Origin of the sequence: Pantoea sp. S61 (genome assembly GCF_016625145.1) — a bacterium.
In the GTDB taxonomy this organism is placed as follows: Bacteria; Pseudomonadota; Gammaproteobacteria; order Enterobacterales; family Enterobacteriaceae; genus Pantoea; species Pantoea rwandensis_B.
Map to the genome: position 1 here is coordinate 100,391 of NZ_JACVUO010000009.1, position 23,313 is coordinate 123,703.

The window sequence follows — 23,313 nt, forward strand, 5'->3', positions numbered from 1 at the left end:
AGTGAGTTCAGCAAAAGCCGCATCATTGTGATGCGGCTTTTACCTTAACAGGCGTTCAACGCTTTGGTGATCTTCTCGTACAGATCGCCCGACAGCTTATCCAGCCCTTTTAACGTATCCAGCGCCTGACGCATCAATGCCTGACGACCGGCATCATAACGTTTCAGACGAATCAATGGCTCGATCATACGTGCCGCCACTTGCGGATTACGCGTGTTGAGATCGGTCAACATCTCCACCAGGAACTGATAACCACTGCCGTCTTTGGCGTGGAACGCTGCTGGGTTGCCGGCCGCAAAAGCCCCAATCAGTGAACGAATGCGGTTCGGGTTACCCATGGTGAAAGAACGATGATTGAGCAGTTCACGCACCTTGCTCAATGCGTTGTCCGCCGGGCTGGTGGCTTGCAGCACAAACCATTTGTCCATCACCAGGCCATCCTGATGCCAGCGCTCGTCATACGCGGCCAGCAAGGCTTCACGACACGGCAACTGCGCTGCCACTGCTGCTGAGAGCGCAGCCAGTGCATCCGTCATATTGGTGGCCTGCTGATACTGCGCCTGCACTAACTTATCCGCCTGCTCTACATCGGCGAACGCCAAATAGCTCAGGCAGACATTTTTCAGTGAGCGCTTGCCAATCTCTGCATGCTCTACCTTGTATTCCTGGCTCTGGTTTGCCAGATACACGGCATACAATTCATCGCTCAGTTCGGTTGCCAGCGCGTGTACCAGCGCGGCACGCACTGCAGAAATCGCCTGAGGATCGATCACCTCAAACAGCTCCGCGATTTCATTCTCGGAGGGCAGCGATAAAATCAGTGCCGTTAACGCCGGATCGCTCTGCTCTTCCAGTAACACCGCGCGGAAGGCATCCGCCACGTGCAACGGTAACGACAGCGGTTGTCCCTGCTGATGGCGTGCCACATTCAGGCGAATGTAGGTCGCCAGCAGGCTTTGCGCAGCATCCCAGCGCGAGAAATCATTGCGGGCGTGACGCATCAGGAATGTCAGCTGCGCATCACTCCATTTATAGTCGAGCTTCACCGGCGCAGAAAATTCGCGCAGCAGTGACGGTACTGGCTGGAAGTGCACGTTATCGAAAATAAAGGTCTGGAACTCCTCGGTGACATTCAGCACATGATGCACCGGATGGCCGTTATGCTGCAGCGGAATCACCTTGCCTTCGTTGTCGTACAGTTCGATATCCAACGGGATATGCAGCGGCAACTTCTCTTTCTGCTCGGCCGTTGGTGGCGTGTGTTGTGTCACATGCAGCGTGTACTGCTCCAGCTCAGGATTGTAGTCGTCACGCACCGTCAGCACCGGCGTACCGGCCTGGCTATACCAGCGACGGAACTGTGACAGATCAACATTGGAGGCATCTTCCATCGCCTGCACAAAATCGTCGCAGGTCGCGGCACTGCCATCATGACGCTCAAAGTAAAGCTGCATGCCTTTCTGGAAATTCTCTTCACCGAGTAAGGTATGCATCATACGAATCACTTCAGAGCCTTTCTCGTAAACGGTCAAGGTATAGAAGTTGTTCATCTCGATCACCTGATCCGGGCGGATCGGGTGCGCCATTGGGCTGGCGTCTTCAGCAAACTGCGCGCCGCGCATCACACGTACGTTGTCGATGCGGTTCACCGCACGCGAGCCGAGATCAGAACTGAACTCCTGGTCACGGAACACGGTTAAGCCCTCTTTCAGGCTCAGCTGGAACCAGTCTCGGCAGGTGACGCGGTTGCCGGTCCAGTTATGGAAATATTCATGCCCAATCACCGCCTCAATGCCGAGGTAATCTTTGTCGGTCGCGGTCTCGGCTTTCGCTAGCACATATTTGGAGTTAAAGACGTTGAGGCCCTTATTCTCCATCGCGCCCATATTGAAGAAATCCACCGCGACGATCATGAAGATATCGAGGTCATATTCGAGATTGAAGCGCTCTTCATCCCATTTCATGCTGGCTTTCAATGAAGTCATCGCCCAGTCGGCACGATCCAGATTGCCACGATCGACAAAGATCTCCAGCGCCACATCACGGCCTGAGCGCGTGGTAAAGCTATCACGCAGCACATCAAAGTCACCGGCCACCAAGGCAAACAGGTAGCAAGGTTTCGGGAACGGATCCTGCCACTTCACCCAGTGACGACCATCCTCATGACGACCGCTCTCCAGTTTGTTGCCGTTTGACAGCAAGAACGGATATTTCGCGGCATCAGCAATAATCGTGGTGGTAAAGCGCGCCAGCACATCCGGGCGATCCAGATACCAGGTAATATGGCGGAAACCTTCCGCTTCACACTGGGTACAGAGCGCATCACCCGACTTGTAGAGCCCTTCCAGCGCGGTGTTTTTGTCTGGATGGATGTCATTAATGAGGGTCAGCGTAAAGTTCTCCGGTAGCTGGCTTAACACCAACACACCTTCTTCCTCACGATAGTGTGACCAAGGATTGCCATCCACTGCCAGCGAGATCAGCGTGAGATCTTCGCCATCAAGACGCAGTTCGGCATCTGCAGCACCGAGACGCTTCACCTGACTGACGGCGGTCACGCGCGTGCAAGCCGCATCGAGGTCAAAAGTCAGGTCAATATCAGTGATGGTGTAATCGGGCGCTCGATAGTCGTGGCGATATTTAATTTGCGGCTGTTGCGTCATAAGTCCTTCTCGCATCGTTGAAATGTCTACCCGTCAAAGTCTAAGCGGGTTGCGCCTTCGTTGCCACGCACAATGCGTGCCTTTGCTGAAAAGGCTACAATTCATTAACAATGGCACAAATGACCCTCGACCTGCCACCCGCAATTATGGTGTGATCCCGGTCATTACTGTTTTATACTCCTGCGTCTTTATGACTTTGTTGACACCGGGCTCTGCTCCGCGGAAGAGGATGCTGAAACGCACCATGACTGGACATGCTTCCCCGATTTTGACCACGCTGCTTGATACCGATGCGTATAAGCTTCATATGCAGCAGGCCGTTTATCATCGTTACTATGATGTCCCGGTAACGGCAGAATTTCGTTGTCGCGGCGATGAATTGCTCGGCCAGTATGCCGATGAGATTCGCGCGCAACTCGATACACTGCCCTCTCTCACCCTGAGCGACGACGAATATAACTACCTCAGTGGCTTACCTTTCTTTGAATCCGATTACCTCAACTGGCTGCGCCAATTCCGCTTTGATCCTTCTCAGGTCAACGTACGCAATGAGAATGGCCGTTTGGCCCTTCAAATCAGCGGGCCATGGCGCGAAGTGATTTTATGGGAAGTCCCGCTGCTGGCGCTGATCAGTGAAGTGGTGCATCGACATCGCACACCGGACATTGGCGTAGAGCACGCGGTGGCTCATCTGCAGCAAAAACTGGTGACGTTCCGTGAACAGGTTGGCGATCTCGATATGTCGCGCTTCCAGCTGATGGATTTCGGCACACGCCGTCGTTACTCAAAAAACGTACAGGAAACGATCGTCGCGACCCTGAAAGCCGAATTCCCGTGGTTGGTGGGCACCAGTAACTATGATCTGGCGCGCCGCTTACAGCTCAACCCGGTGGGCACTCAGGCACATGAATGGTTCCAGGCGCATCAACAAATTAGCCCGGTGCTGGCCAACAGCCAACGTGCGGCACTGCAATCCTGGCTGGATGAATATGATGACCAACTGGGTATCGCGTTGACAGACTGCATCACCATGGATGCTTTCCTGCGTGATTTCGGTCCCGGTTTTGCACATCGTTATCAGGGCTTGCGCCATGATTCGGGCGATCCGGTGGAATGGGGCGAAAAGGCGATTGCCCACTATCAGCGTCTGGATATTGATCCTAAAAGCAAAACGCTGGTGTTCTCCGACAACCTCAATCTGGACAAAGCGCTGGCGCTCTATCGCCACTTTGGCCAACGCGCCAACGTGGTATTCGGCATCGGCACCCGCCTCACTTGCGATATCCCCGGCGTGACGCCGCTTAACATCGTGATCAAATTGGTGAGCTGTAACGGCAAACCGGTGGCGAAACTGTCTGACAGCCCAGGTAAAACCATCTGCCAGGACAAAGCCTTCGTGCGCGCCCTGCGCAAGGCATTCGACCTCCCTCTGGTGAAAAGAGCCAGCTAATCATTGATGCAGGGTGTTCGCACCCTGCGCTTTCACAACAAATCTCCCCTTTCCCCCTGCAAAATTGCTTGTTTCCTGATGGCTCGCAAGTAACATAGCAAAACCCCGAAATGGGGCTTTTATCCACTTCTATATATAGAGAGATATTTATGAGCGTAGTGCCTGTAGCGGATGTACTGCACGGCCGTGTCGCGGTTGACAGTGAAGTCACCGTACGTGGTTGGGTGCGTACCCGAAGAGATTCCAAAGCCGGTCTTTCCTTTATCGCCGTTTATGACGGTTCCTGCTTTAATCCCGTTCAGGCCGTCGTCAATAATTCTCTGAATAATTATCAGGATGAAGTGCTGCGTCTGACCACGGGCTGTTCAGTGATTGTCACCGGTAAAGTGGTGGAATCTCCTGGCGAAGGCCAGGCATTCGAATTGCAAGCGACCAAAGTGGAAGTCACTGGTTGGGTGGATGATCCGGACACTTATCCGATGGCAGCGAAGCGCCACAGTATTGAATATCTGCGTGAAGTCGCACACCTGCGCCCGCGCACCAACCTGGTCGGTGCGGTAGCCCGTACACGTCATACTCTGGCACAGGCGCTGCATCGCTTCTTCCACGAAAATGGCTACTTCTGGGTTTCCACCCCACTGATCACTGCATCCGATACGGAAGGTGCGGGCGAGATGTTCCGTGTTTCTACGCTGGACATGGAAAACCTGCCGCGCGATCCGCAAGGCAAAGTCGATTACGATAAAGACTTCTTTGGTAAAGAAGCCTTCCTGACCGTGTCTGGTCAGCTGAACGCCGAAACCTATGCCTGTGCGCTGTCAAAAGTCTATACCTTTGGCCCAACCTTCCGTGCCGAAAACTCCAACACCAGCCGCCACTTAGCGGAATTCTGGATGCTGGAACCGGAAGTCGCTTTCGCCAACCTTGACGATGCTGCTGCACTGGCTGAGGCCATGCTGAAGTATGTGTTCAAGGCCGTACTCGAAGAGCGTGCTGACGATATGGCGTTCTTCGCAGAACGCGTAGACAAAGATGCGATTGCGCGCTTAGAACGTTTTGTCACTACCGATTTCGCGCAGGTGGACTACACCGATGCGGTCGACATTCTGCTGAAAAGCGGCCAGACATTCGAAAACCCAGTCTCCTGGGGCGTGGATCTTTCTTCCGAACATGAACGTTACCTGGCTGAGAAGCACTTCAAAGCCCCAGTGGTGGTGAAGAATTATCCAAAAGATATCAAAGCGTTCTATATGCGTATGAACGAAGATGGTAAGACCGTGGCGGCAATGGATGTTCTGGCGCCGGGCATTGGTGAAATCATCGGTGGTTCACAGCGTGAAGAGCGTCTGGACGTATTGGATGCACGTCTGGCAGAAATGGGGCTGAACAAAGAAGATTACTGGTGGTATCGTGACCTGCGCCGTTACGGCACCGTGCCACATGCTGGCTTCGGATTAGGTTTCGAACGATTAATCGCCTATGTCACTGGCGTACAAAATGTAAGGGATGTTATCCCCTTCCCACGTACCCCGCGTAACGCTAATTTCTAAAATTCGCGATTAAATATAAGTAATTCATATATATAACGAGGTCGGCACTGCCGGCCTTTTTTTATTTTTGTAAATTTAGAGTTCTCTCACAAAGTTCCCGATATTTTACAAATTGTAATACATAATTTCTTTTTGATACGTAATTGCGAGATTTGAATCATTTTCGGGCTAGAAATAGCAACCCTGTGATGGAAAGATGCGTGCAGACACAGGAGACATCAAACTTCTTTCAAGGTTCCCGTAAAGGTTTCTTGACGGCAGTGGCAGATGTCCAAATAACTCCAATGAGGGTAATAAAAAATGATGAAGCGCAACATTCTTGCAGTGGTTATCCCTGCTCTGTTAGCTGCCGGCGCAGCAAACGCAGCAGAAATTTATAACAAAGACGGCAACAAACTGGACCTGTACGGTAAAGTTGATGCGCGTCATCAGTTTTCCGACAACGCTGGCTCAGATGGTGATGAGACTTACGTTCGTTTCGGCTTCAAGGGTGAAACCCAAATTAATGACCAACTGACCGGTTACGGCCAGTGGGAATACAACGTTCAAGCCAACAATTCTGAAGCTCAGGGTACTGACGGTAACAAAACCCGTTTAGGCTTTGCTGGTCTGAAATTTGGTGAATTCGGTTCATTCGACTACGGCCGTAACTACGGTGTTGGTTATGACCCACTGGCTTGGACCGATGTTCTGCCAGTGTTTGGTGGTGACTCTGGCTATTCAGATAACTTCATGGTTGGCCGTTCAAATGGTCTGGCTACCTACCGTAACAACAACTTCTTCGGTCTGGTTGACGGCCTGGCCTTTGCTGTTCAGTATCAGGGCAAAAACGAAGAGTCTGCCAACGGCCGCTCTGCATCTAAAGCAAATGGCGACGGCTGGGGTACTTCTTTAACTTATACCTCTGATATCGGTGTTGGTGTTTCAGCAGCTTATACCTCTTCAGATCGCACTAACGGCCAGCAGGGTTCATTCTACGGCAACGGCAGCAAGAAAGCTGACGCATGGTCAACTGCTCTGAAATACGACGCTAACAACCTGTATCTGGCTGCAATGTACGGTGAAACCCGTAACTCAACCTGGATCACTACTGACGCTGATACCGTTAATGAACTCAGCGGCGCGATCAACAAAGAACAGAAATTCGAAGTTGTTGCACAGTACCAGTTCGATTTCGGTCTGCGCCCATCCGTCGCATACGTCCAGTCTAAAGGCAAGGACATCGAGACTTGGGGTGACCAGGATATCTACAAATACGTTTCTGTTGGTGCGTACTACTACTTCAACAAAAACATGTCTACCTATGTTGATTATCAGATCAACCTGATGGACGAAAACGACTTCACCCGCGCAGCCGGCATCACTACTGATGACACTGTTGGTGTTGGCCTGCAGTACCAGTTCTAATCTTCGATTAGAAACGAATACTGTTTAAAAACGGAGCCTTCGGGCTCCGTTTTGCTTTTCAGTGATCAGCTTCTCAATTAGCGCCACTACTTTATACACGCGGCTTATTTCTTTTTTATGTCAGCGGTTGGCAAGCGTATCATCTGACGCTAACCTGATAGCTCATTTCGCTAAAGTTCACCCAAACGGAACTGACTCATGTTTGAATCGATCTCTGCCGCACCCGCCGATCCTATTCTGGGACTGGCTGACCTGTTTCGCGCCGACGACCGCCCGAATAAAATCAACCTTGGCATTGGTGTCTATAAAGATGAAACCGGTAAAACACCGGTACTCACCAGTGTTAAAAAAGCTGAGCAGTATCTGCTGGAAAATGAAACCACCAAAAATTACCTGAGCATCGATGGCCTGGCCGATTTTGCTCGCTGCACTCAGGAGTTGCTGTTCGGCAAAGAGAGCGCGCTGATTTCAGCGGGCCGCGCGTGCACAGCACAAACGCCAGGCGGCACCGGTGCATTGCGCGTCGCTGCGGATTTCCTTGCGACGCAGACCAATGTGAAGCGCGTGTGGGTGAGTAATCCTAGCTGGCCGAACCACAAAAACGTATTCAACGCGGCGGGTCTGGAAGTCTGTGATTACCAGTACTACGATGCAGCCAACCATAGCCTCGATTTCGCAGGCATGGTCGCCTCGTTGCAGGAAGCCAAAGCCGGTGATGTCGTGCTGTTCCACGGCTGCTGCCACAACCCGACTGGCGTCGACCCTTCCGCGGACCAATGGCAACAGCTGGCGAAGCTGTCGCAGGAAAAGGGTTGGCTGCCACTGTTCGACTTCGCTTACCAGGGCTTTGCACGTGGCCTGGATGAGGATGCCGAAGGCCTGCGTATTTTCGCCGCGTCTCATCAGGAGCTGATCGTTGCCAGCTCTTACTCCAAAAACTTTGGCCTGTACAACGAGCGTGTCGGTGCACTGACGCTGGTTGCCGCCAACAGCGATGTCGCGAAAACCGCCTTTAGCCAGGTGAAATACAGCATCCGTGCTAACTACTCTAACCCACCGTCACACGGTGCCGCTGTGGTCGCCACTATCCTCGGTAACGACGCGCTGCGTACCATCTGGGTGCAGGAGCTGACAGACATGCGTCAGCGCATACAGCGCATGCGTCAGCTGTTTGTGAATACCCTGGCAGAGAAAGGCGCGAAACAGGACTTCAGCTTTATCATTAAGCAGAACGGCATGTTCTCGTTTAGCGGCCTGACCAAAGATCAGGTTGTGCGCCTGCGTGACGAGTTCGGCGTTTATGCCGTTAACTCTGGTCGTGTGAACGTGGCTGGGATGACGCCAGACAATATGTCTGCGCTCTGTGAAGCGATTGTCGCTGTACTCTAAACAAGTCAGTAGCATGAGAAATGGGCCTAAATGGCCCATTTTTTATTGCAGGAACGGATTACTGATGCGCTCCCGACCTAAGGTGGAAATCGGACCGTGGCCCGGCACAAAGGTCACATCATCACCCAGCGGTAACAGCTTAGTGTTAATCGCATTGATTAAATCGCTGTGGCTGCCCTGCGGGAAATCGGTACGTCCGACACCGCCATTGAAAATCACATCGCCCGATATCAATAAGCGTCCAGCCCGATCAAAGAAAACAATGTGTCCCGGCGTATGACCCGGGCAAAGCAGCACTTCCAGCGTGACATTCCCAACCTGCACCGTTTCGCCCTCTTCCAGCCAGCGATCCGGCGCCAGTGGCGCACATTCCGGCAGGCCAAACATGCGGCTTTGCGTTGGCAGATTATCCAGCCAGAACGCGTCCAGCTTGTGAGGGCCAACAATAGGAATTTGATAATGTGCGGCGAGTTCAGCAGCAGCCCCTACATGATCAAGATGACCATGCGTCAGCAGAATTTGTGCAGGCGTTAATCCCCGTTCAGCCAATACGGCAATAAGGGTCTCTGCATCACCGCCGGGATCAACCAGCGCCGCCTGCTGGGTTTCGTCATCCCAGATGACCGAGCAGTTCTGAGAAAAGGCCGTAACCGGAATAATGTGGTAATTCATAGCGCTCCATGACCGACACACGCAGCGCTGCCGGTATCAGGACCAGTGCCTTGCGGGCCCGGTATCAATGTGTACGAAGTTGCTGCGCGGATAATATCCTACACCACCGGCGCGCATAGATAACGCCGCTTTGCGAACATTGCTCAATGAAATCCCCTCAATGTGGAAATCCATCGCCTGCCCTTTGGTGTGATAGCTGTGTTTAGCCACGCCAGAACCCGATTCGCGCAGCATGTTGTTAGTGGCCAGCGTACGGTAGCCTGAGATCAGCTGCACCGGTTTGCGGGTGTTGAGTACCATCTGTAAACGATAAAGTTGATCAAACAGATGCGGATCGATGTGTTTCACTTGATTGGCGCGGTAATCACGGAAGAAGTGATTTAAGCGGGCTAACTCATCCTTGTCATAACTCTTGCCGTTAAAAAACTCCGTTTTAAGGGTTTCACCGGTGTGAAGGTTATTAAGCGTCAATACTCGGGGGCGCGAGGTGGAAAGCGAAGCCAGCGCGGAACCAGGAAGCAGAGACAAACCTGCCGCTGCGCCTCCAATCAGGAGTAATCGACGACGTTGGGAATCAAAATTAGCCATGTAGCGGGGTTACCTAATCTAAAGCGACAAAAAAATGTGTAAAAAGTACACAAGGCCGAACAGTAACCGCAGCCTGGAGGTCAGTCAACCCGCAATGTGTCAAAGAATGACCAAAACCCGCGCAAAACCGAAATTTTGCGACGGGTACTGGTCTTTTCGAAGAGAGGTGAAAACTGGCAAATCAATGACTAGAGGAGAAGTTTTCCTGCTTTTGACAGAACCTGGCTACCAGAACGCGCAGGGTTATCATAATTGTAAATATCTGTACGATACTGCGGCTGTCCATCCGCCGCGACCCATGCGGTTAAGTAGTAGAGATTGACCGGGATGCGGTGGCGAATCGGCACGTAGCGCGTGTCGCCCTGTTTCAGCGTGTCGGTGATGCGGCTGTCATTCCAGCCCACATCCTGCAGCAGCAGGTCGGCCAGTTCAGAGGCCTTATTCACGCGCACACAACCGGAGCTCAGTGCGCGAATATCGCGCTGGAACAATCCGTGGTTAGGCGTGTCGTGCAAATAGATGGCATCGGAACTCGGCATATTAAACTTATAACGACCCAGCGAGTTCATCGCGCCCGGCGCCTGACGAATGCGATACGGGAAACTGGCTGCAGAAACCATATGCCAGTCAATCATCGACGGATCGATCACCTCCGCATCCGCACTCCAGCCCGACAGTAAGGTATAGCCGTGCTTGTAGAGGTATCCGGGATCTTGTTTGACCTTCGGCACGATATCCTGACGCACTAACGTAGTCGGCACATTCCACGGTGGATTGAGCACCACATTATTCAGCGCACTGCGCATCAGTGGCGTTTTACGATCGGGACGACCGACAATCACCCGCGATGACAAAATCGTGGCACCGTTGTTGTAATAGGTGAGCGAATAGTTGGGAATGTTCACCATAATGCCGTTATGCATATCATCCGGCAGCAGACGCAGGCGCTGGATATTCAGTGCCAGCAACGATGCGCGCATCTGCGGTGACACATTCAGCCACTCACGCGTGCGAGGGCCTATCGCCCCATCATCCGCCAGACCTTGCCAGTGCTGGAAGCGTTTTACCCCTTCCACCAGCGCGGCGTCATACACATTGTCGCCAGCAGGGGGCGAACCCGCCAAGACGTTACCGGTTGCCGCTGGCGCCTGCGCAGACAAATCATTGACGCTGGCCGCCGAAGGGCTAACCGCGATCGGCTGATTGCTCTGGCTGACCGGCACAGGTGCTGTCGGCACGGCATCATCAGCTGGGGTCGGTGTGCTGCTGTGCGTTGCGGCAGTCAGCATGCCGGTCCGCTGCAATATCTCTCTTAGCGCAGGCACATCGTTGCTGATTTGACCGGGGCGGAGCGTCCCGCTGTCGCGCAGTTGCGGCCATGGGCGGTTATCGGTCAGCAGCGCTTTGAGCGCACTGTGCATCGGCGCATATTGAGGATGTTGCGGTGCCAGCGAGATGACAAACGCGCGACTGCCACCACCGTTCACCGCATTCTGCCACTGGTTAATGGCAGCCACGCCCGGCATCGTCAGTTTGTAAGGGACATTGCTGTACAACCAGGTTTCGCCCTGCGTCGGCACATTGGCGACAAACTGCAAATAACCCAACATGGCATCGCTCAGCACGATGTCGCGCGCCATGCCGGTAATCGTGGGATTCGTCAGTAATTCAACCCAACGGGTAAACTGTGGCTGGACACCAGAAAGCGCCACTTCCGCCAGCTGTTGCTGGAATGCCTGCACCGCTTGCTGATCCTGCCAGAGTGGCGCCATATTACGCGCGGCGTAGATACCGGCTAATCCCGGCAGATAGAAAGGTTGCTGACTGGGGCTAAAAGCCTGCTGAATTTGATGCTGACTCGCCGCCACTGACATGGCGCTATGTGACGTTCCGGGTAAAGCGGCAATGATCGCGGCATGGCTGGTGGCCAGCGGCGACAATACCAGTGAAACACTGAGTGCGAGTACCGCACGATTCATTCTGCTTCTTCTATTCAGCCACATCCCTGCCCCCTTCTCACCTAAGACACAGCGCCCTGTTATCGCTATGTACAGCCTTACTCTTATTGTTGAGTATACAAATAAAAAACGGCATCTGCCTCAGTGTGCAGATGCCGCTTACAGATTAAACGGTGCGCTGTTTTTTAACCAGATTCAGCGTCAGGTATTTTCTGTTTCTAAATCGATATCACTCGTGTCGCGTTTTGCTGGCACAGGATCTGCCGAGAATCCACGCAGCCCCACCACATGCACGTGTTCAGTGTTGTTAAACACTTTACGCACCAGCTTGTAGGTAGTGCCTTTCTCCGGGCTGATGTTCTCTGGCGCAGCAATCACCAGCTGCATCTCCAGACGCTCACACAGTTCGAACAGGGTGGCGATGGAGCGGGCATCAAGACGTGCCGCTTCATCAAGGAAAAGCAGTCGGCATGGCGAAATATCTTTGCCGCGCAGACGACGAGATTCCTCTTCCCAGCTCTGCACCACCATCACCAGAATTGACATACCGGTACCGATCGCTTCACCGGTTGACAACGCACCACTCTCCGCGCGCAGCCAGCCATCAGAACCACGGTTCACTTCCACTTCCATCTCAAGATAGTTGCGGTAGTCGAGCAGCTCTTCACCGATGGTTTGTGGTGTGCGCTGCCCCATATCAATCTGCGGATTCAGACGTTGATAAAGTTTCGCCAGCGCTTCGGAGAAGGTCAGACGATTGCTGGTAAACAGATCCTGATGCGCTTCATGCTCTTCAGACAAGGTATCGAGCAGCGTGGAGTGCGCTTCACGCACGTTGACGTTAAGACGCACACTGCGCACCTGACCAAAACTCACGGCCTGCAAGCCCTGGTTCAGCTGGCGAATACGGTTCTGCTCACGCTGAATGGTTTTACGAATGATATTCGCCGCGCTGCGTGAACTGATGGCCAGCGTCTGCTCGCGTGCTGTCAGCTCTTCCGTCAGACGATTCAGCTCAATTTCCATCTGCTCGATGGCTTCAACCGGATCGTCAGTGCGAATGATATCCTGACGAATACGTTCGCGCAGATGTTGATACACCGCAATAAAGAACTGCACTTTACGTTCTGGACGTTTTGGATCTTCCGACATGCGCAATACATCACGCAGATGTTCGTTATCCGCTACCGCCAGACGCAGTGCACCCAATGCCTTATCTGACATTGAACGCAGTTCATCTCCGCCCAGATAGGCCATCTCACGACGATGCAGGCGACGCTCCATGCCGTTCTCTTTCACCAGACGCAGCACCGTACACCAGCCTGCTTTAGCGCTGACGACTTGCTCACGAATCTGATGATAATCGCGCTCCAGCTTGCGCAGTTTCTTCTGCAGGCCGTCCATTTCGGCTTCGCAGAACGTGAGCTGTTTCTCCAGCTGATTACGACGAGCACGGTTATGGCTTAATGCGGTATACAGTTCGTCGCGTCGGGCGCGGGCGCGCTCTTCGGCGCTGGCATCGGCATGCACACCGATATCCTGCATCTCCTGCTGCAACTCTTTCAGCATGTCGCGCTTGGCGTCATAGGAACTTTTCAGTGATGCCAGCACTTGTGAATATTGTGTCAGCTGCGCCTGATGTTCGCGCAGACGTTCACGCGCACGGCTGCGCTCCCCCTCCGCCTGCTCCAGACGCTGGCGCAGTTTTTCATTGAGATCGCTGTTGCCGGTCAGCATGCCGGCAGAATCTTCATAGCTAAAGTGGGCGCGACGCTGCACCACCTCCGTCAGGGCAAAGGCCTGCTGACGCGCATCACGCTGCTGCTGCTGTGCTTGCTGATAATCGCGCTCCAGCTGATCGTGCTGCTGCGGATCGCTTTGCAACACCGACACCAGCGGCTCCAGCTTGCTGATTTTAGCGCCATGCTGATGCAGGAAGCGCGCCGCTTCCTGAGCTTCTTCGACGCGTTCACGTATCTCTTCGCAGCGATCGCCAAGTGAATCATCCAACAGCAGATTCACGCGTGGCAGCAGGCGGTTGAGCTGGCTGACGCCCTCTTTAGCCTGCTCAAACTGGGCACGCTGCTGCTGGTTATCATTCTCATGTTGTGCCAGCCCCCGTTCCAGCTCGCCACGGCGGCTGTTCAGCTGGCGGATCAGCGCTTCAGGATCTTCATCAAACGCCACTGCTAAATGGCTACCGATAAAGCGGCTGAAGGATTGATGCAAACGCTGCGTTTTCTGTACGTCAAAGGACAAAGTGGCAAACCGTTCTGCCAGCTGGTCGCGTTCATTGTTCAGCAGTTCCAGCTGGTTTTCACGCGCAGCACGGCCAAACAGCGGCACTTTCGGGAAGCGGGAGTAGCGCCACTGACGCTCAGCCACCTTCACAACCACGGCGTTTTCCAACTCATCAACACTGAAGACGCTATCATCAAACGCCTGCGGATCCCCTTCAATCAGATAGAGATCTTCCGGGCAATCCTCCAGGCCATCCAACAGTTCACGCACCAGAGATAAATCGGGTACCACAATCGCATGACGCGATGGGCCATACAGCGCCGAGAAGTACGGTGCGTCATCCAGCGTGACGTCATCGTAAATTTCCGACAGCAGTACGCCGCCAAATCGTTCCGCCAGTTGCGTCAGGCGAGCATCTTCCGCCCCGCCAGGTTGACTTAAACGCTCGATCTGCTGCTCGACTTCACGTTTGCGTGCCGCCACATTGTCACGTTCAACGGTGGTTTCGCGCTCACGTTCCAGCAACTGCTGCATGAACTCAGTAATCTGCTGGCTGTTGGTCAGCTCTTGCCCGGTCTGCTCGCTGAGCTGCGTCAGGATTTCCTGCGCGGCCAGCCAATGCGGCGCACGTGCCGTCAGTGCAGTGATGCGTTCACGCAGCTGTTCCAGTTCCTGGCGCATCAGCATGCGGCGTTCACCGGCATCGGACACGCTTTCGTTCAACTGTTCAATCTGTGCTTCCAGCTCGCGCTGCAGCCCTTCCAGCGCTTCGGCATCGTACTGTTGCCCCTGACGCTTGCAGAAATCGGCTAACAGGCGCTCGGCATCATGCTGCTCGCGCAGGCGCGTTTCCAGCTCATTGAGACGCAGGCGCAGCGAAGAGAGCTGATCGGCATGGTGACGCTGGTTCGCGGCATCGCGCAATAAGTCGCGCCCCACTTGCCATGCATCCTGACGGCTCACTTCGCCGGCGATACTGGTCACCAGCGCTAATGCCTGCTCAAACTGGCTGTGCGCCGCTTCGGCCACACTCAGTTTCTGCTCCAGACGTAAAAGTTGCTCGGTGGCTTCTTCTTCGCGTGCCTGGAAGGTTTCCTGCCATTCCGTCGCATTATCGATGGTCAGATCGGGCAACTGACACTGCGCGCGCGCTTTTTCCAGCGCCTGCAATGCCTGTTGATACTGGATGGCACGGGTTTGCTGTACATCGAGAGCCTGCTGGAAATCGGCTAACTGGCTTTTCAGCTCATCAACTTCAATTTCAGCCGCTTCGGCACGCGCTTCGTTCTCTTCCTGCACTTCGCGGGCTTCCGCCACCACTTCATTCTGCTCTTCCAGACGATAGGTCAGCTCTTCGAGATCGGCATCATAGCGCTCGATCTTCTCCTGCTGACGCATGGCGGTCTGGACCAGATTCAGGTGATCGCTGGCGCCTTGATAGTCGGTTTCCAGATCGCTTTCTGCACCGTTGTGCTCAGAAAGTTCACGCGCCATTTCGATGTGACGATACTGCTCGGAAGCCAGCTGATTACGGCTGGTGAACAGTTCATTACGTAACTGCAGTGCGCCGTCGAGGTGAATGCGGCGCTCATTGGCGTGACGCATATAATCCGCCGACACATAGCTGGTGGCTTCAGAGATCAAATGCTTGAACAGGTCGCGATCGGACTGCGTGACGCGAATCGCTTCCAGCGTCATGCGGTTTTCACGCAGCGCGGCTTCCATATCCTGGAAGGCTTTACGCACGCCACCATTTTCCGGTAACAGATAATCACGCAGAGAACGGGTGATGGCGCTGGAAATACCACCGTACAGCGAGGCTTCAATCAGGCGATAGAATTTACTGCGATCGCTGGCGGTGCGCAGACGACGCGGCACCACGCCGAGCTCGAACAGGACGGCGTGGTAATCTGTGACCGAGTTGTACTGACGGAACTGCACGCCTTCCTGCGCTTCAACGCGTTCTTTCACTTCCGCCAGCGGTAATACGCGCGCCTGGCGGCTGTTAAGGATTTCAGTCAGCATATCCGTCGGCAGCGAATCGGTCGGCAGACCATGAATACTGAACGGTTTGATATCGACTTTCTTGTCGCGTCCGGCAACCTGTTGCAGACGCACGCCGACCACCACGCGCTGATGGCGCGAGTTGACCACATCCAGCACCGCATAACAGACACCTGCGCGCAGTTTACCGTGCAGACCTTTATCGCGTGAGCCAGAGGTCGCGCCCGCTTCGGTGGTGTTACGGAAGTGCAGCAAGGTGAGATCGGGGATCAGTGCCGTGACAAAAGCCGCCATGGTGGTTGATTTACCGGCACCGTTACCGCCGGAGAGTGTGGTCACTAGCTCATCGAGATCAAAGGTACGCGCAAAGAAGCCGTTCCAGTTGATCAGCGTTAGCGAACGAAACTTACCGCGTTCAATCATTCCTGTTCATCCTCCGCGTTATCATTCGCATCGCTTTCAACGTCATTGTCGTTATCTGCATCATCACTCTCGTTGGCCGCGGCTTTGTTCTCCAGCGTCATGGCTTCGCCATCGCGGATCAGACGCAGTTGTGCTTCACGTGCATCATCACCGCTGCGCACATCCGCACCGAAGCGGAACACCGACTCCATGATGCGGAACTTGCTGCTGTCGTTGCCCATGTACCACACCATACCTAAGCGGCGCAGGCGGCTGATCGAAGCACGCATTTTTTCCTGCAGCTTGGCACGATCCAGGTCAGAGCCGGTCGAACGCTGGTTCACCAGCTTGAGCAGTTTGCTCTCATCCGCCAGTGACAGCAGTTCGTCATACAATTCCTGCTGGGTGAAAATCCCCTCATTAGCCAGACGCTCCGGGCTGAGGTAGAGGTAACACAGGATCTTGCCGACCATCATATCCAGCTCGGACAGCACCGAGCGCGGAATCAGTGTGGTTGAACGTGGACGCAAATAGAAGAAACCTTCCGGCGCGCGCATCAGCTCAACGTTGTAGCGCGCATAAAACTCTTCCAGGTACTCCTGGTAATCCATCAGAAAAGCGTGATTATCCAGCTCTTCAATACCAATGTGGCGTCCCGCGCGTAACTGGCTATCGAGCGCCGGGAAAATCGGGTTTGCCAGTGCCAACGCCAGTTTAACTGGCATCACTTGTTCAATATTTGTCGATGACATGTGCCTGCACCTTGGCTCCGTAATCATTAATAGTCTGCCATTCTGCCGGCAGACCGGCTAAATCAGCTTCGGCGACACCGAGGCGTACGGCCTGATCGATGACGATACGCGCCAAATCAAAGTGACGCGCACGCGGGTATTGCGCCAGATAATCGCGCATCACCGTCGCGAGATGGAGCGGCTTTTGCTCCAGCTTGTAAATCTGCAATGCTTCTTCGATCATCGCGGCAAGCTGCTCACGAATCTCGTTAAACTCTTCGTACTCCATCTCCGGCGGCAGTTCGCCCATCACCTCATCATTACGCAGCGTCATCTCTTCATCGCGCATATCGTAAAGACGGTCGGCATTCGCGTAGGTCAGCGCCCAGGGCTGATCGAAGTAGTTCTGCACCGAAAGACGTAAACGCTGCGCGAAGACGCGGTTCTTATCCATATCGATGGCGGTACGAATAAATTTATGCACGTGGCGGTCGTAGCCAATCCACAAATCGATGGCCTGCTGACCCCAACTGATGATGCGGTCCAGCTTATTTTGCAGATCAAACACCAGCTTATCGACAAAGCCCAAATCCGGGCTGCTCAGCGTAGCGTCCTGAATGCGCAACAGATTGGCTTGCAATTTGTCACCCGCCGCTTCCAGCGTATCCTGCAGTTCACGCAGTGTGCCGGAGGTTTCGGACAGCAGCAGTTCACAGCTTGAAATCGCGGCACGCCAGTCTTTGTTGAGCAGGTCCGCAATATCGGTTTTAACCGCTTGTTGCTGCTCATCCATCAGACGTTGTGTCATGTCGATGCTGTCGAAGATCTCGGCCACGGAATATTTCAGCGGGGCAAAGACATTGCGGTGCCAGTGGAATTCATCACCGTCTTCTTCAGCGGCATCGGCGGCGCGTTTCAGTTCCTGTGCCACAATCGACAGCTGCATTGACAGGCGCAGCGTGGAAAACTCGCGCTGGCGAATGTAATAATCGGTAATGCCGATGGCCAACGGCGTCAGACGATAAATCGCGTGGCCTTCAGTTAGCTCGCTGGTAAAGCGATTGAGCAGGCGTTGGCGCACCATGTCATTGATGGCGTTGTTGGCGCGCACCTGCACGGTTTCGTGGGTTTGCTCAAAGGCTTTACTGACGTGACGAAACGCATCGATCAGTTCACCTTCACTCATTTCACCGTCCATGCGCTCACCGTTTAGGGTGGCGATAGCCAGCAAAAAGGCCAGACGTTCTACCGGCAACGCAAGTGAAAAGTCATTCTTGCGCGCCCATGCCACCAATTCGGGGACCGTCTGGGAAAATTCGCTCATAGTTGATCCTTCTACCTGGGTTTGCGCGCGGTCACGTGGATATAGCGCCCTAAACTTAAAAAGGGCTCCTGACGACAGTAGCGCCGTTCCATCTCAATAATCTCTTCAACGCTTTTGACGACGCCGGGCGGTGGCGGTTTCATGTAATCACAAAACACGCGAATGCCTGCACGCTGTTCAATCTCAAAGCCCGCATCACTCAACCAGCGATTAACGTCCTGAGGATCGCGCGGGAAATCCGGTGACAGCGTACGCTTTTTGCGTTTAGTCATATTGGCACGCAGATAGCCGAAATTGCCGAGTTGCAGGGTGCGGAACGTCAGGGCATGCGCATTGTAAAACATCAACGACAGCACACCACCGGGCTTCAGCGTGTGCCACAAGGCACGCAGCACCGCTTCCGGTTCTGCCACCCACTCCAGCACAGCGTGAAACAATACCAGATCAACCGGCCGATCCAAATGTTCGCCCACCTGCTGCGCGCTAATTTGTTTGAATTGCATGTTGTGGCTCACACCCTCGGTGTGCGCATGCGCTTCAGCCAGCTTTAACATCTCAGCGGAGAGATCGCACAACAGCACCTGATGGCCGCGTGCCGCTAATCCACAGGAGATTTGTCCTACGCCACCGCCGGCATCCAGCACTAACAGTGCGCCTTCAGGCAATGTCGGTAACAGCGCATCCAGTTCGTCCCACAGGATCGCCTGCCGTACCTGCCCTTTGCGGGTGCCATAAATGTTCTGCGAAAATTTGTCCGCCAGATCGTCAAAGTTACGATCCTGCATGATGATGGCTCCACTGTGCTGCATTCAACTTGTGCTATTTTGTCACAGGCTCAACAAGAATGAACCTTTCACGCCACAGTAACTGTCTGGCTGCTGTTTTTTCGGACAAAAGGAGCAAATTTCGATGTTTTTTGCCTTAAAGAAATGGATTGGCGCGATGTTATTACCTTTACCACTGCTGTTGTTGCTCATGGCGGTGGGACTTTTACTTCTCTGGTTTAGCCGTTGGCAAAAAGGCGGCAAAATTCTGATCTCTTTTAGCTGGTTGCTGCTCTTATTGCTCAGCTTGCAACCCGTTGCCGATCGTCTGTTGCGCCCCATCGAACAGCATTATCCCACCTGGAACGGTAGTGAACCGGTGGATTATATCGTCGTGCTGGGCGGTGGCTACACCTTCAATCCGAATTGGGCACCGAGTTCTAATTTGCTCAACAACAGCCTGCCGCGCGTAACAGAAGGTGTGCGCCAATGGCGTCGGAATCCACAAGCAAAAATGATTTTCACTGGCGCTGCTGCAGGATACAACCCTCGCAGTAACGCCAGCGTGGCGGCGGAAGTCGCCGAGAGTCTGGGAGTGCCGGGTTCGGCGATTATCACGCTGGACCAACCGCATGATACGGGTGAAGAAGCGCTGGCCGTCAAACAAACTATCGGCAATCACCCTTTCCTGCTGGTCTCATCGGCGAACCACTTGCCACGTGCGATGCATTTCTTCCTGAGCGCGGGTCTGAACCCCATCGCCGCACCGGCCAATCAGCTCGCGATTACCTCGCCAATCAGTGCCTGGGACCGCATGCTGCCTTCTCCGATGTGGTTGGGGCACAGTGAACGTGCGATTTACGAAACCCTGGGCCAGGCCTGGCAAAGGCTGCGCGGCGATGATTTCCTGTCATCCGAGCCAGGGAAGTAACTGCTCACGGGCGTGATCAAAGCGCGGACGATCAAACTGTCCGCTGCTCACCAACGTATCGACACAATCCCATAGCTGATACAACCAGCGCCGCCAGATAAAACCTTCAGAGACGGGCGCGCGCTGCAGGTAGTGCTGCAGCAGTGAGGCTTCGGCCCCACTATCCGCCAGACGAATTAACTCATATTCACGCGGTGCCCAAAGAATATTGCCCGGTTGCATCATCGCCACCAACTGGTCACTGCGCGCATCTTTCAACATGCTGGATAAGCGCAGGTTGCCGTGCATCAGCACGCAGGGATCGTCAAAGTCGTTAAAAAGTCTGGTTAATTGCTGACGGCTGCGATAGAGGATTTGCCGATCCTCCAGAGTGAAAAATGGCGGTGACAGATAGCCCAGTGTGGCCCATAGCACTTCGACGCGCTGGCGATACCAGGCTGGCCAGTTGTTTTCCTGCACGCTATCAACCCTTCCCACCAATCCATGGCTGTCAATGCGGTGCCAGCCCAGTACACCCTCGACAATCTGCTCACACAATTGCTCCCAGCGCACGGCAGTGCGGGCTGGCGCCTCGGCGGAGACGCCATTGAAACGCGCCATCAGCAGCATTTCATGTACCGGCGGCTGCTGACTCAGCACCAGGCCAAAAACCGCAGGGACTGTCACCAGGCCATCATGACCTAACATAGTGAGTTTTTTGGCTTCAAGCGCTGCGCGGCCTTGATGACGAAAATACTTCGCCACCAGCGGCATCGGTTTACCGTCGTTGTCATAGAGTGCATACAGCCGCGATTGCGCCTGTTCGCTAATGGTTTCGAGGCGGCTGATACCTTCACCCAGTATCAACGCCAGTTCTGAACGGAGCTGTTCCATGCGTTATCCTCCGCAGTCAATTGACTTCACTATCCTGGAGGTCATGGTGGCGCGAAACTTAGCGCCAGATCAAACTTTATGGCCAGCGCGAGCGGCTGGCCGGTCGGGCTTTACCCCTGCATAGCCGCACGAACACGAACCAGATCCTCTGGTGTGTCCACGCCAACGCTTGGCACGGTTTGCGCTACGGCAACGTGAATCTTCTCGCCGTACCACAGCACGCGCAACTGCTCCAGCAATTCAATCTGCTCTAACGGGCAAGGTTCCCACGCAATGTAACGTCGGATAAAGCCAGCGCGATAGGCGTAAATGCCAATGTGACGCAGCAAAGTGTCGCCAATCTGTTCGCGCGATTTCGCATAGCGCTCGCGATCCCATGGAATGGTGGCGCGGGAGAAGTAAAGTGCATAGCCTTTCGCGTCCATGACCACTTTAACCGCGTTGGGGTTAAAGGCCTCTTCTGCATCGGTAATCGGCACGGCTAATGTCGCCATCCCCGCATCGGCCTGCGCCAGATTATCGGCGACCTGGCGCACGATCTCTGCCGGAATCATCGGCTCGTCGCCCTGCACGTTGACGATAATGGTGTCATCGGCAAACTGATATTTCTCAATCACTTCCGCCAGACGCTCGGTGCCCGACTGGTGATCTGCGCGCGTCATGCACACTTCTCCACCGGCGGCCTTGACCGCAGCAGCCACTTCGGGATGATCGGTCGCCACAATCACACGATCGGCACCCGACTCGCGTGCGCGCTCCATCACGTGTACGACCATCGGTTTACCGTGAATATCCACCAGCGGTTTGCCGGGCAGGCGCGTTGATGCGTAACGCGCCGGAATAATGGCGACAAAACTCATGGATGGATCTCTTCAACAGACAGGGTACGTGCTTCCACTTCCAGCAATACCGGAATGCCATCGCGCACCGGGTAAGCCAGGCCGTCTGGTTTACAAATCAGCTCCTGCTGCTCTTTGTTGAAATACAGTTTTCCGTTGCAAACCGGACAGGCAACAATCTCAAGTAAACGGTGATCCATAATTTTCTCCTTTCAGCACCGATTTGTCTGGCGCCTAGCATACCATAGCGCACCCGAAGCACAGTGCGCCGGGCGCGGCATTATTACGATGAACTTAATCGTTGATAACCCAACGGTGCGTCCAGACAGCAAGCAGTTCGGCAGGGGCATTTTCAACGATGACCTCATCGGCACCTTGCCATTGTGCAAAGCGACTGATGGCTTTTTGCACATCACTCAGAAAAGCCTGGGTGACACGCACGCCCGGCTCAAGCCAGAATGCGCGAATAATCAGCTGCTGCGCCTGGCGGTCCATCTTTGCATCAATACGCGCTTTGAGTGCACCTCGGTGTAACACCGGCAGAACAAAGTAACCATAGACGCGCTTCTCAGCGGGGGTATAGCACTCAATGCGGTAATCGAAATTAAACAACTCCAGAGCGCGCCGGCGATCCCATACCACCGGATCGAACGGTGACAACAAGGCCGTGTGGGTGGCGCTGGGCATTTTGTCCAGCAGAGGTAACAAGCTCGTATGCAGCCACATCTCACCGAGCTGTTCCACCTCAACGCACACGATTTCGCCCTTTGCTTCGGCATCCTTAATCCAGGATTGCAGGGGGGCACGCTTCAGTCGATAGTAATCGGCCAACCAACTGGCGCGAAATATACCCAGGCTGCGAGCACTGTGCCCCAGCATCGCCTGTACCGCTTCCGCTTCACTGAGTGCATGTTGTTCATCATCCCAATCAGGCATCACTCGCGTTCTCAGATCGTACACACGCTGGAAATTACGGCGCTCGACCACCATTAACTCACCTGCGCTGAACAAGTTTTCCAGATGCCGCTTGTGGGGTTTCCAGGCCCACCAGCCGGGTTTGGTGTGCTTATCACTGGCAAAATCAGCCGCACGTACCGGGCCATTTTCAGTGATGTGATTGAGTAAAGCAGCAATTTCCTGCTGATGTTCGTTTACCCACTGCTCGTTATATTTCCATCCCAGCCGCTGCGGCTCCAGCATGCGATGGCGCAGCAACGGGTAATCTTCGAAGGGGATGAAACAGGCTTCGTGCGCCCAATACTCAAACAGCGCACCGGAGGCCAATGTTTCTTCCAGCCACTGTGTGGGATAAGCGCCAAGGCGGCTGAACAGCACCAGATAAGGGCTGCGGGCGACGACATTGATGGTGTCGATTTGCAGCAGTGACATCTGCCGCACGCAGGCATGGATATCGGCCAGGCGGGCGCGGCGGCTCGGTGGGCGTAACAACCCCTGAGCAGACAGGTGTAAATGACGAGCAGTTTGTAATGAAAGGGACGATGATGTGGTCATGACTCGATTCCCTTT

At 54.2% G+C, this 23,313-nt stretch carries 17 protein-coding genes; 5 read left to right on the forward strand and 12 right to left on the reverse strand.

What is annotated here, in order from left to right; translation table 11 throughout:
• Positions 1 to 44 precede the first annotated feature (44 nt).
• Entirely contained in the window at positions 45 to 2,663 is a 2,619-nt protein-coding gene (pepN, locus tag IAE30_RS17475) for an aminopeptidase N (RefSeq protein ID WP_038647786.1), read from the reverse strand.
• Positions 2,664 to 2,907: 244 nt separating this feature from the next.
• Here pepN and pncB point away from each other — a divergent pair, with 244 nt between their 5' ends.
• The 4 genes from pncB to IAE30_RS17495 all read left to right on the forward strand — a co-directional run bounded on the left by pncB (position 2,908) and on the right by IAE30_RS17495 (position 8,459).
• Positions 2,908 to 4,113, forward strand: coding sequence for a nicotinate phosphoribosyltransferase (gene pncB / locus IAE30_RS17480; RefSeq protein ID WP_038650193.1), 1,206 nt, complete (start codon positions 2,908 to 2,910; stop codon positions 4,111 to 4,113).
• Between the two features lie 149 nt (positions 4,114 to 4,262).
• Positions 4,263 to 5,663, forward strand: a complete 1,401-nt coding sequence (gene asnS, locus IAE30_RS17485; RefSeq protein WP_038647788.1) for an asparagine--tRNA ligase — start codon at positions 4,263 to 4,265, stop codon at positions 5,661 to 5,663.
• Between the two features lie 300 nt (positions 5,664 to 5,963).
• Positions 5,964 to 7,070 carry a porin OmpC gene (gene ompC / locus IAE30_RS17490; RefSeq protein ID WP_038647791.1) on the forward strand — a complete coding sequence of 369 codons (1,107 nt, stop codon included), beginning with the start codon at positions 5,964 to 5,966 and terminating at the stop codon, positions 7,068 to 7,070.
• A gap of 198 nt (positions 7,071 to 7,268) precedes the next feature.
• Positions 7,269 to 8,459: an amino acid aminotransferase gene (locus IAE30_RS17495; RefSeq protein WP_034820516.1), complete on the forward strand. Its 1,191-nt coding sequence runs from the start codon at positions 7,269 to 7,271 to the stop codon at positions 8,457 to 8,459.
• A 42-nt stretch (positions 8,460 to 8,501) separates the two neighbouring features.
• Here IAE30_RS17495 and IAE30_RS17500 read toward each other — a convergent pair whose 3' ends face one another.
• From IAE30_RS17500 to cmoM, 7 genes are all read right to left on the reverse strand, one after another.
• Positions 8,502 to 9,131: an MBL fold metallo-hydrolase gene (locus IAE30_RS17500; protein ID WP_038647793.1), complete on the reverse strand. Its 630-nt coding sequence runs from the start codon at positions 9,129 to 9,131 to the stop codon at positions 8,502 to 8,504.
• Positions 9,132 to 9,167: 36 nt separating this feature from the next.
• Positions 9,168 to 9,719 (reverse strand): YcbK family protein, encoded by a 552-nt coding sequence (locus tag IAE30_RS17505; RefSeq protein WP_200680486.1) that lies wholly within the window; start codon positions 9,717 to 9,719, stop codon positions 9,168 to 9,170.
• Between the two features lie 188 nt (positions 9,720 to 9,907).
• Positions 9,908 to 11,698, reverse strand: coding sequence for a L,D-transpeptidase (gene ldtD / locus IAE30_RS17510; RefSeq protein ID WP_370585618.1), 1,791 nt, complete (start codon positions 11,696 to 11,698; stop codon positions 9,908 to 9,910).
• 180 nt (positions 11,699 to 11,878) lie between these two features.
• Complete coding sequence (gene mukB, locus IAE30_RS17515; protein ID WP_038647797.1) at positions 11,879 to 16,345, reverse strand: chromosome partition protein MukB; 4,467 nt, start codon at positions 16,343 to 16,345, stop codon at positions 11,879 to 11,881.
• Positions 16,342 to 17,076, reverse strand: coding sequence for a chromosome partition protein MukE (gene mukE / locus IAE30_RS17520; RefSeq protein ID WP_034820531.1), 735 nt, complete (start codon positions 17,074 to 17,076; stop codon positions 16,342 to 16,344). The genes mukB and mukE overlap by 4 nt, the downstream gene beginning before the upstream one ends.
• Positions 17,057 to 18,379 (reverse strand): chromosome partition protein MukF, encoded by a 1,323-nt coding sequence (mukF, locus tag IAE30_RS17525; protein WP_034820534.1) that lies wholly within the window; start codon positions 18,377 to 18,379, stop codon positions 17,057 to 17,059. Before mukF ends, mukE begins: the two co-directional genes overlap by 20 nt.
• Before the next feature lie 11 nt (positions 18,380 to 18,390).
• Positions 18,391 to 19,164 carry a tRNA uridine 5-oxyacetic acid(34) methyltransferase CmoM gene (cmoM, locus tag IAE30_RS17530; RefSeq protein WP_200537204.1) on the reverse strand — a complete coding sequence of 258 codons (774 nt, stop codon included), beginning with the start codon at positions 19,162 to 19,164 and terminating at the stop codon, positions 18,391 to 18,393.
• A 124-nt stretch (positions 19,165 to 19,288) separates the two neighbouring features.
• Between cmoM and elyC the strand changes: the two genes are divergently transcribed.
• Entirely contained in the window at positions 19,289 to 20,074 is a 786-nt protein-coding gene (elyC, locus tag IAE30_RS17535; protein ID WP_045816265.1) for an envelope biogenesis factor ElyC, read from the forward strand.
• Here elyC and IAE30_RS17540 read toward each other — a convergent pair.
• From IAE30_RS17540 to IAE30_RS17555, 4 genes are all read right to left on the reverse strand, one after another.
• Positions 20,054 to 20,947 (reverse strand): YcbJ family phosphotransferase, encoded by an 894-nt coding sequence (locus IAE30_RS17540; protein ID WP_038647805.1) that lies wholly within the window; start codon positions 20,945 to 20,947, stop codon positions 20,054 to 20,056. The two genes, elyC and IAE30_RS17540, sit on opposite strands and share 21 nt — an antisense overlap.
• A 110-nt stretch (positions 20,948 to 21,057) precedes the next feature.
• Positions 21,058 to 21,807: a 3-deoxy-manno-octulosonate cytidylyltransferase gene (kdsB, locus tag IAE30_RS17545; protein WP_038647807.1), complete on the reverse strand. Its 750-nt coding sequence runs from the start codon at positions 21,805 to 21,807 to the stop codon at positions 21,058 to 21,060.
• Complete coding sequence (locus IAE30_RS17550; protein ID WP_007887424.1) at positions 21,804 to 21,986, reverse strand: Trm112 family protein; 183 nt, start codon at positions 21,984 to 21,986, stop codon at positions 21,804 to 21,806. The genes kdsB and IAE30_RS17550 overlap by 4 nt, the downstream gene beginning before the upstream one ends.
• Positions 21,987 to 22,080: 94 nt before the next feature.
• Positions 22,081 to 23,298, reverse strand: coding sequence for a winged helix-turn-helix domain-containing protein (locus tag IAE30_RS17555; RefSeq protein ID WP_038647813.1), 1,218 nt, complete (start codon positions 23,296 to 23,298; stop codon positions 22,081 to 22,083).
• Positions 23,299 to 23,313 lie beyond the last annotated feature (15 nt).

Bases quoted from the DNA above. Each gene is read 5' to 3' on its own strand.
- pepN (WP_038647786.1), bottom strand. From the start codon at position 2,663: ATGACGCAACAGCCGCAAATTAAATATCGCCACGACTATCGAGCGCCC.
- pncB (WP_038650193.1), top strand. From the start codon at position 2,908: ATGACTGGACATGCTTCCCCGATTTTGACCACGCTGCTTGATACCGAT.
- asnS (WP_038647788.1), top strand. From the start codon at position 4,263: ATGAGCGTAGTGCCTGTAGCGGATGTACTGCACGGCCGTGTCGCGGTT.
- ompC (WP_038647791.1), top strand. From the start codon at position 5,964: ATGATGAAGCGCAACATTCTTGCAGTGGTTATCCCTGCTCTGTTAGCT.
- IAE30_RS17495 (WP_034820516.1), top strand. From the start codon at position 7,269: ATGTTTGAATCGATCTCTGCCGCACCCGCCGATCCTATTCTGGGACTG.
- IAE30_RS17500 (WP_038647793.1), bottom strand. From the start codon at position 9,131: ATGAATTACCACATTATTCCGGTTACGGCCTTTTCTCAGAACTGCTCG.
- IAE30_RS17505 (WP_200680486.1), bottom strand. From the start codon at position 9,719: ATGGCTAATTTTGATTCCCAACGTCGTCGATTACTCCTGATTGGAGGC.
- ldtD (WP_370585618.1), bottom strand. From the start codon at position 11,698: ATGAATCGTGCGGTACTCGCACTCAGTGTTTCACTGGTATTGTCGCCG.
- mukB (WP_038647797.1), bottom strand. From the start codon at position 16,345: ATGATTGAACGCGGTAAGTTTCGTTCGCTAACGCTGATCAACTGGAAC.
- mukE (WP_034820531.1), bottom strand. From the start codon at position 17,076: ATGTCATCGACAAATATTGAACAAGTGATGCCAGTTAAACTGGCGTTG.
- mukF (WP_034820534.1), bottom strand. From the start codon at position 18,379: ATGAGCGAATTTTCCCAGACGGTCCCCGAATTGGTGGCATGGGCGCGC.
- cmoM (WP_200537204.1), bottom strand. From the start codon at position 19,164: ATGCAGGATCGTAACTTTGACGATCTGGCGGACAAATTTTCGCAGAAC.
- elyC (WP_045816265.1), top strand. From the start codon at position 19,289: ATGTTTTTTGCCTTAAAGAAATGGATTGGCGCGATGTTATTACCTTTA.
- IAE30_RS17540 (WP_038647805.1), bottom strand. From the start codon at position 20,947: ATGGAACAGCTCCGTTCAGAACTGGCGTTGATACTGGGTGAAGGTATC.
- kdsB (WP_038647807.1), bottom strand. From the start codon at position 21,807: ATGAGTTTTGTCGCCATTATTCCGGCGCGTTACGCATCAACGCGCCTG.
- IAE30_RS17550 (WP_007887424.1), bottom strand. From the start codon at position 21,986: ATGGATCACCGTTTACTTGAGATTGTTGCCTGTCCGGTTTGCAACGGA.
- IAE30_RS17555 (WP_038647813.1), bottom strand. From the start codon at position 23,298: ATGACCACATCATCGTCCCTTTCATTACAAACTGCTCGTCATTTACAC.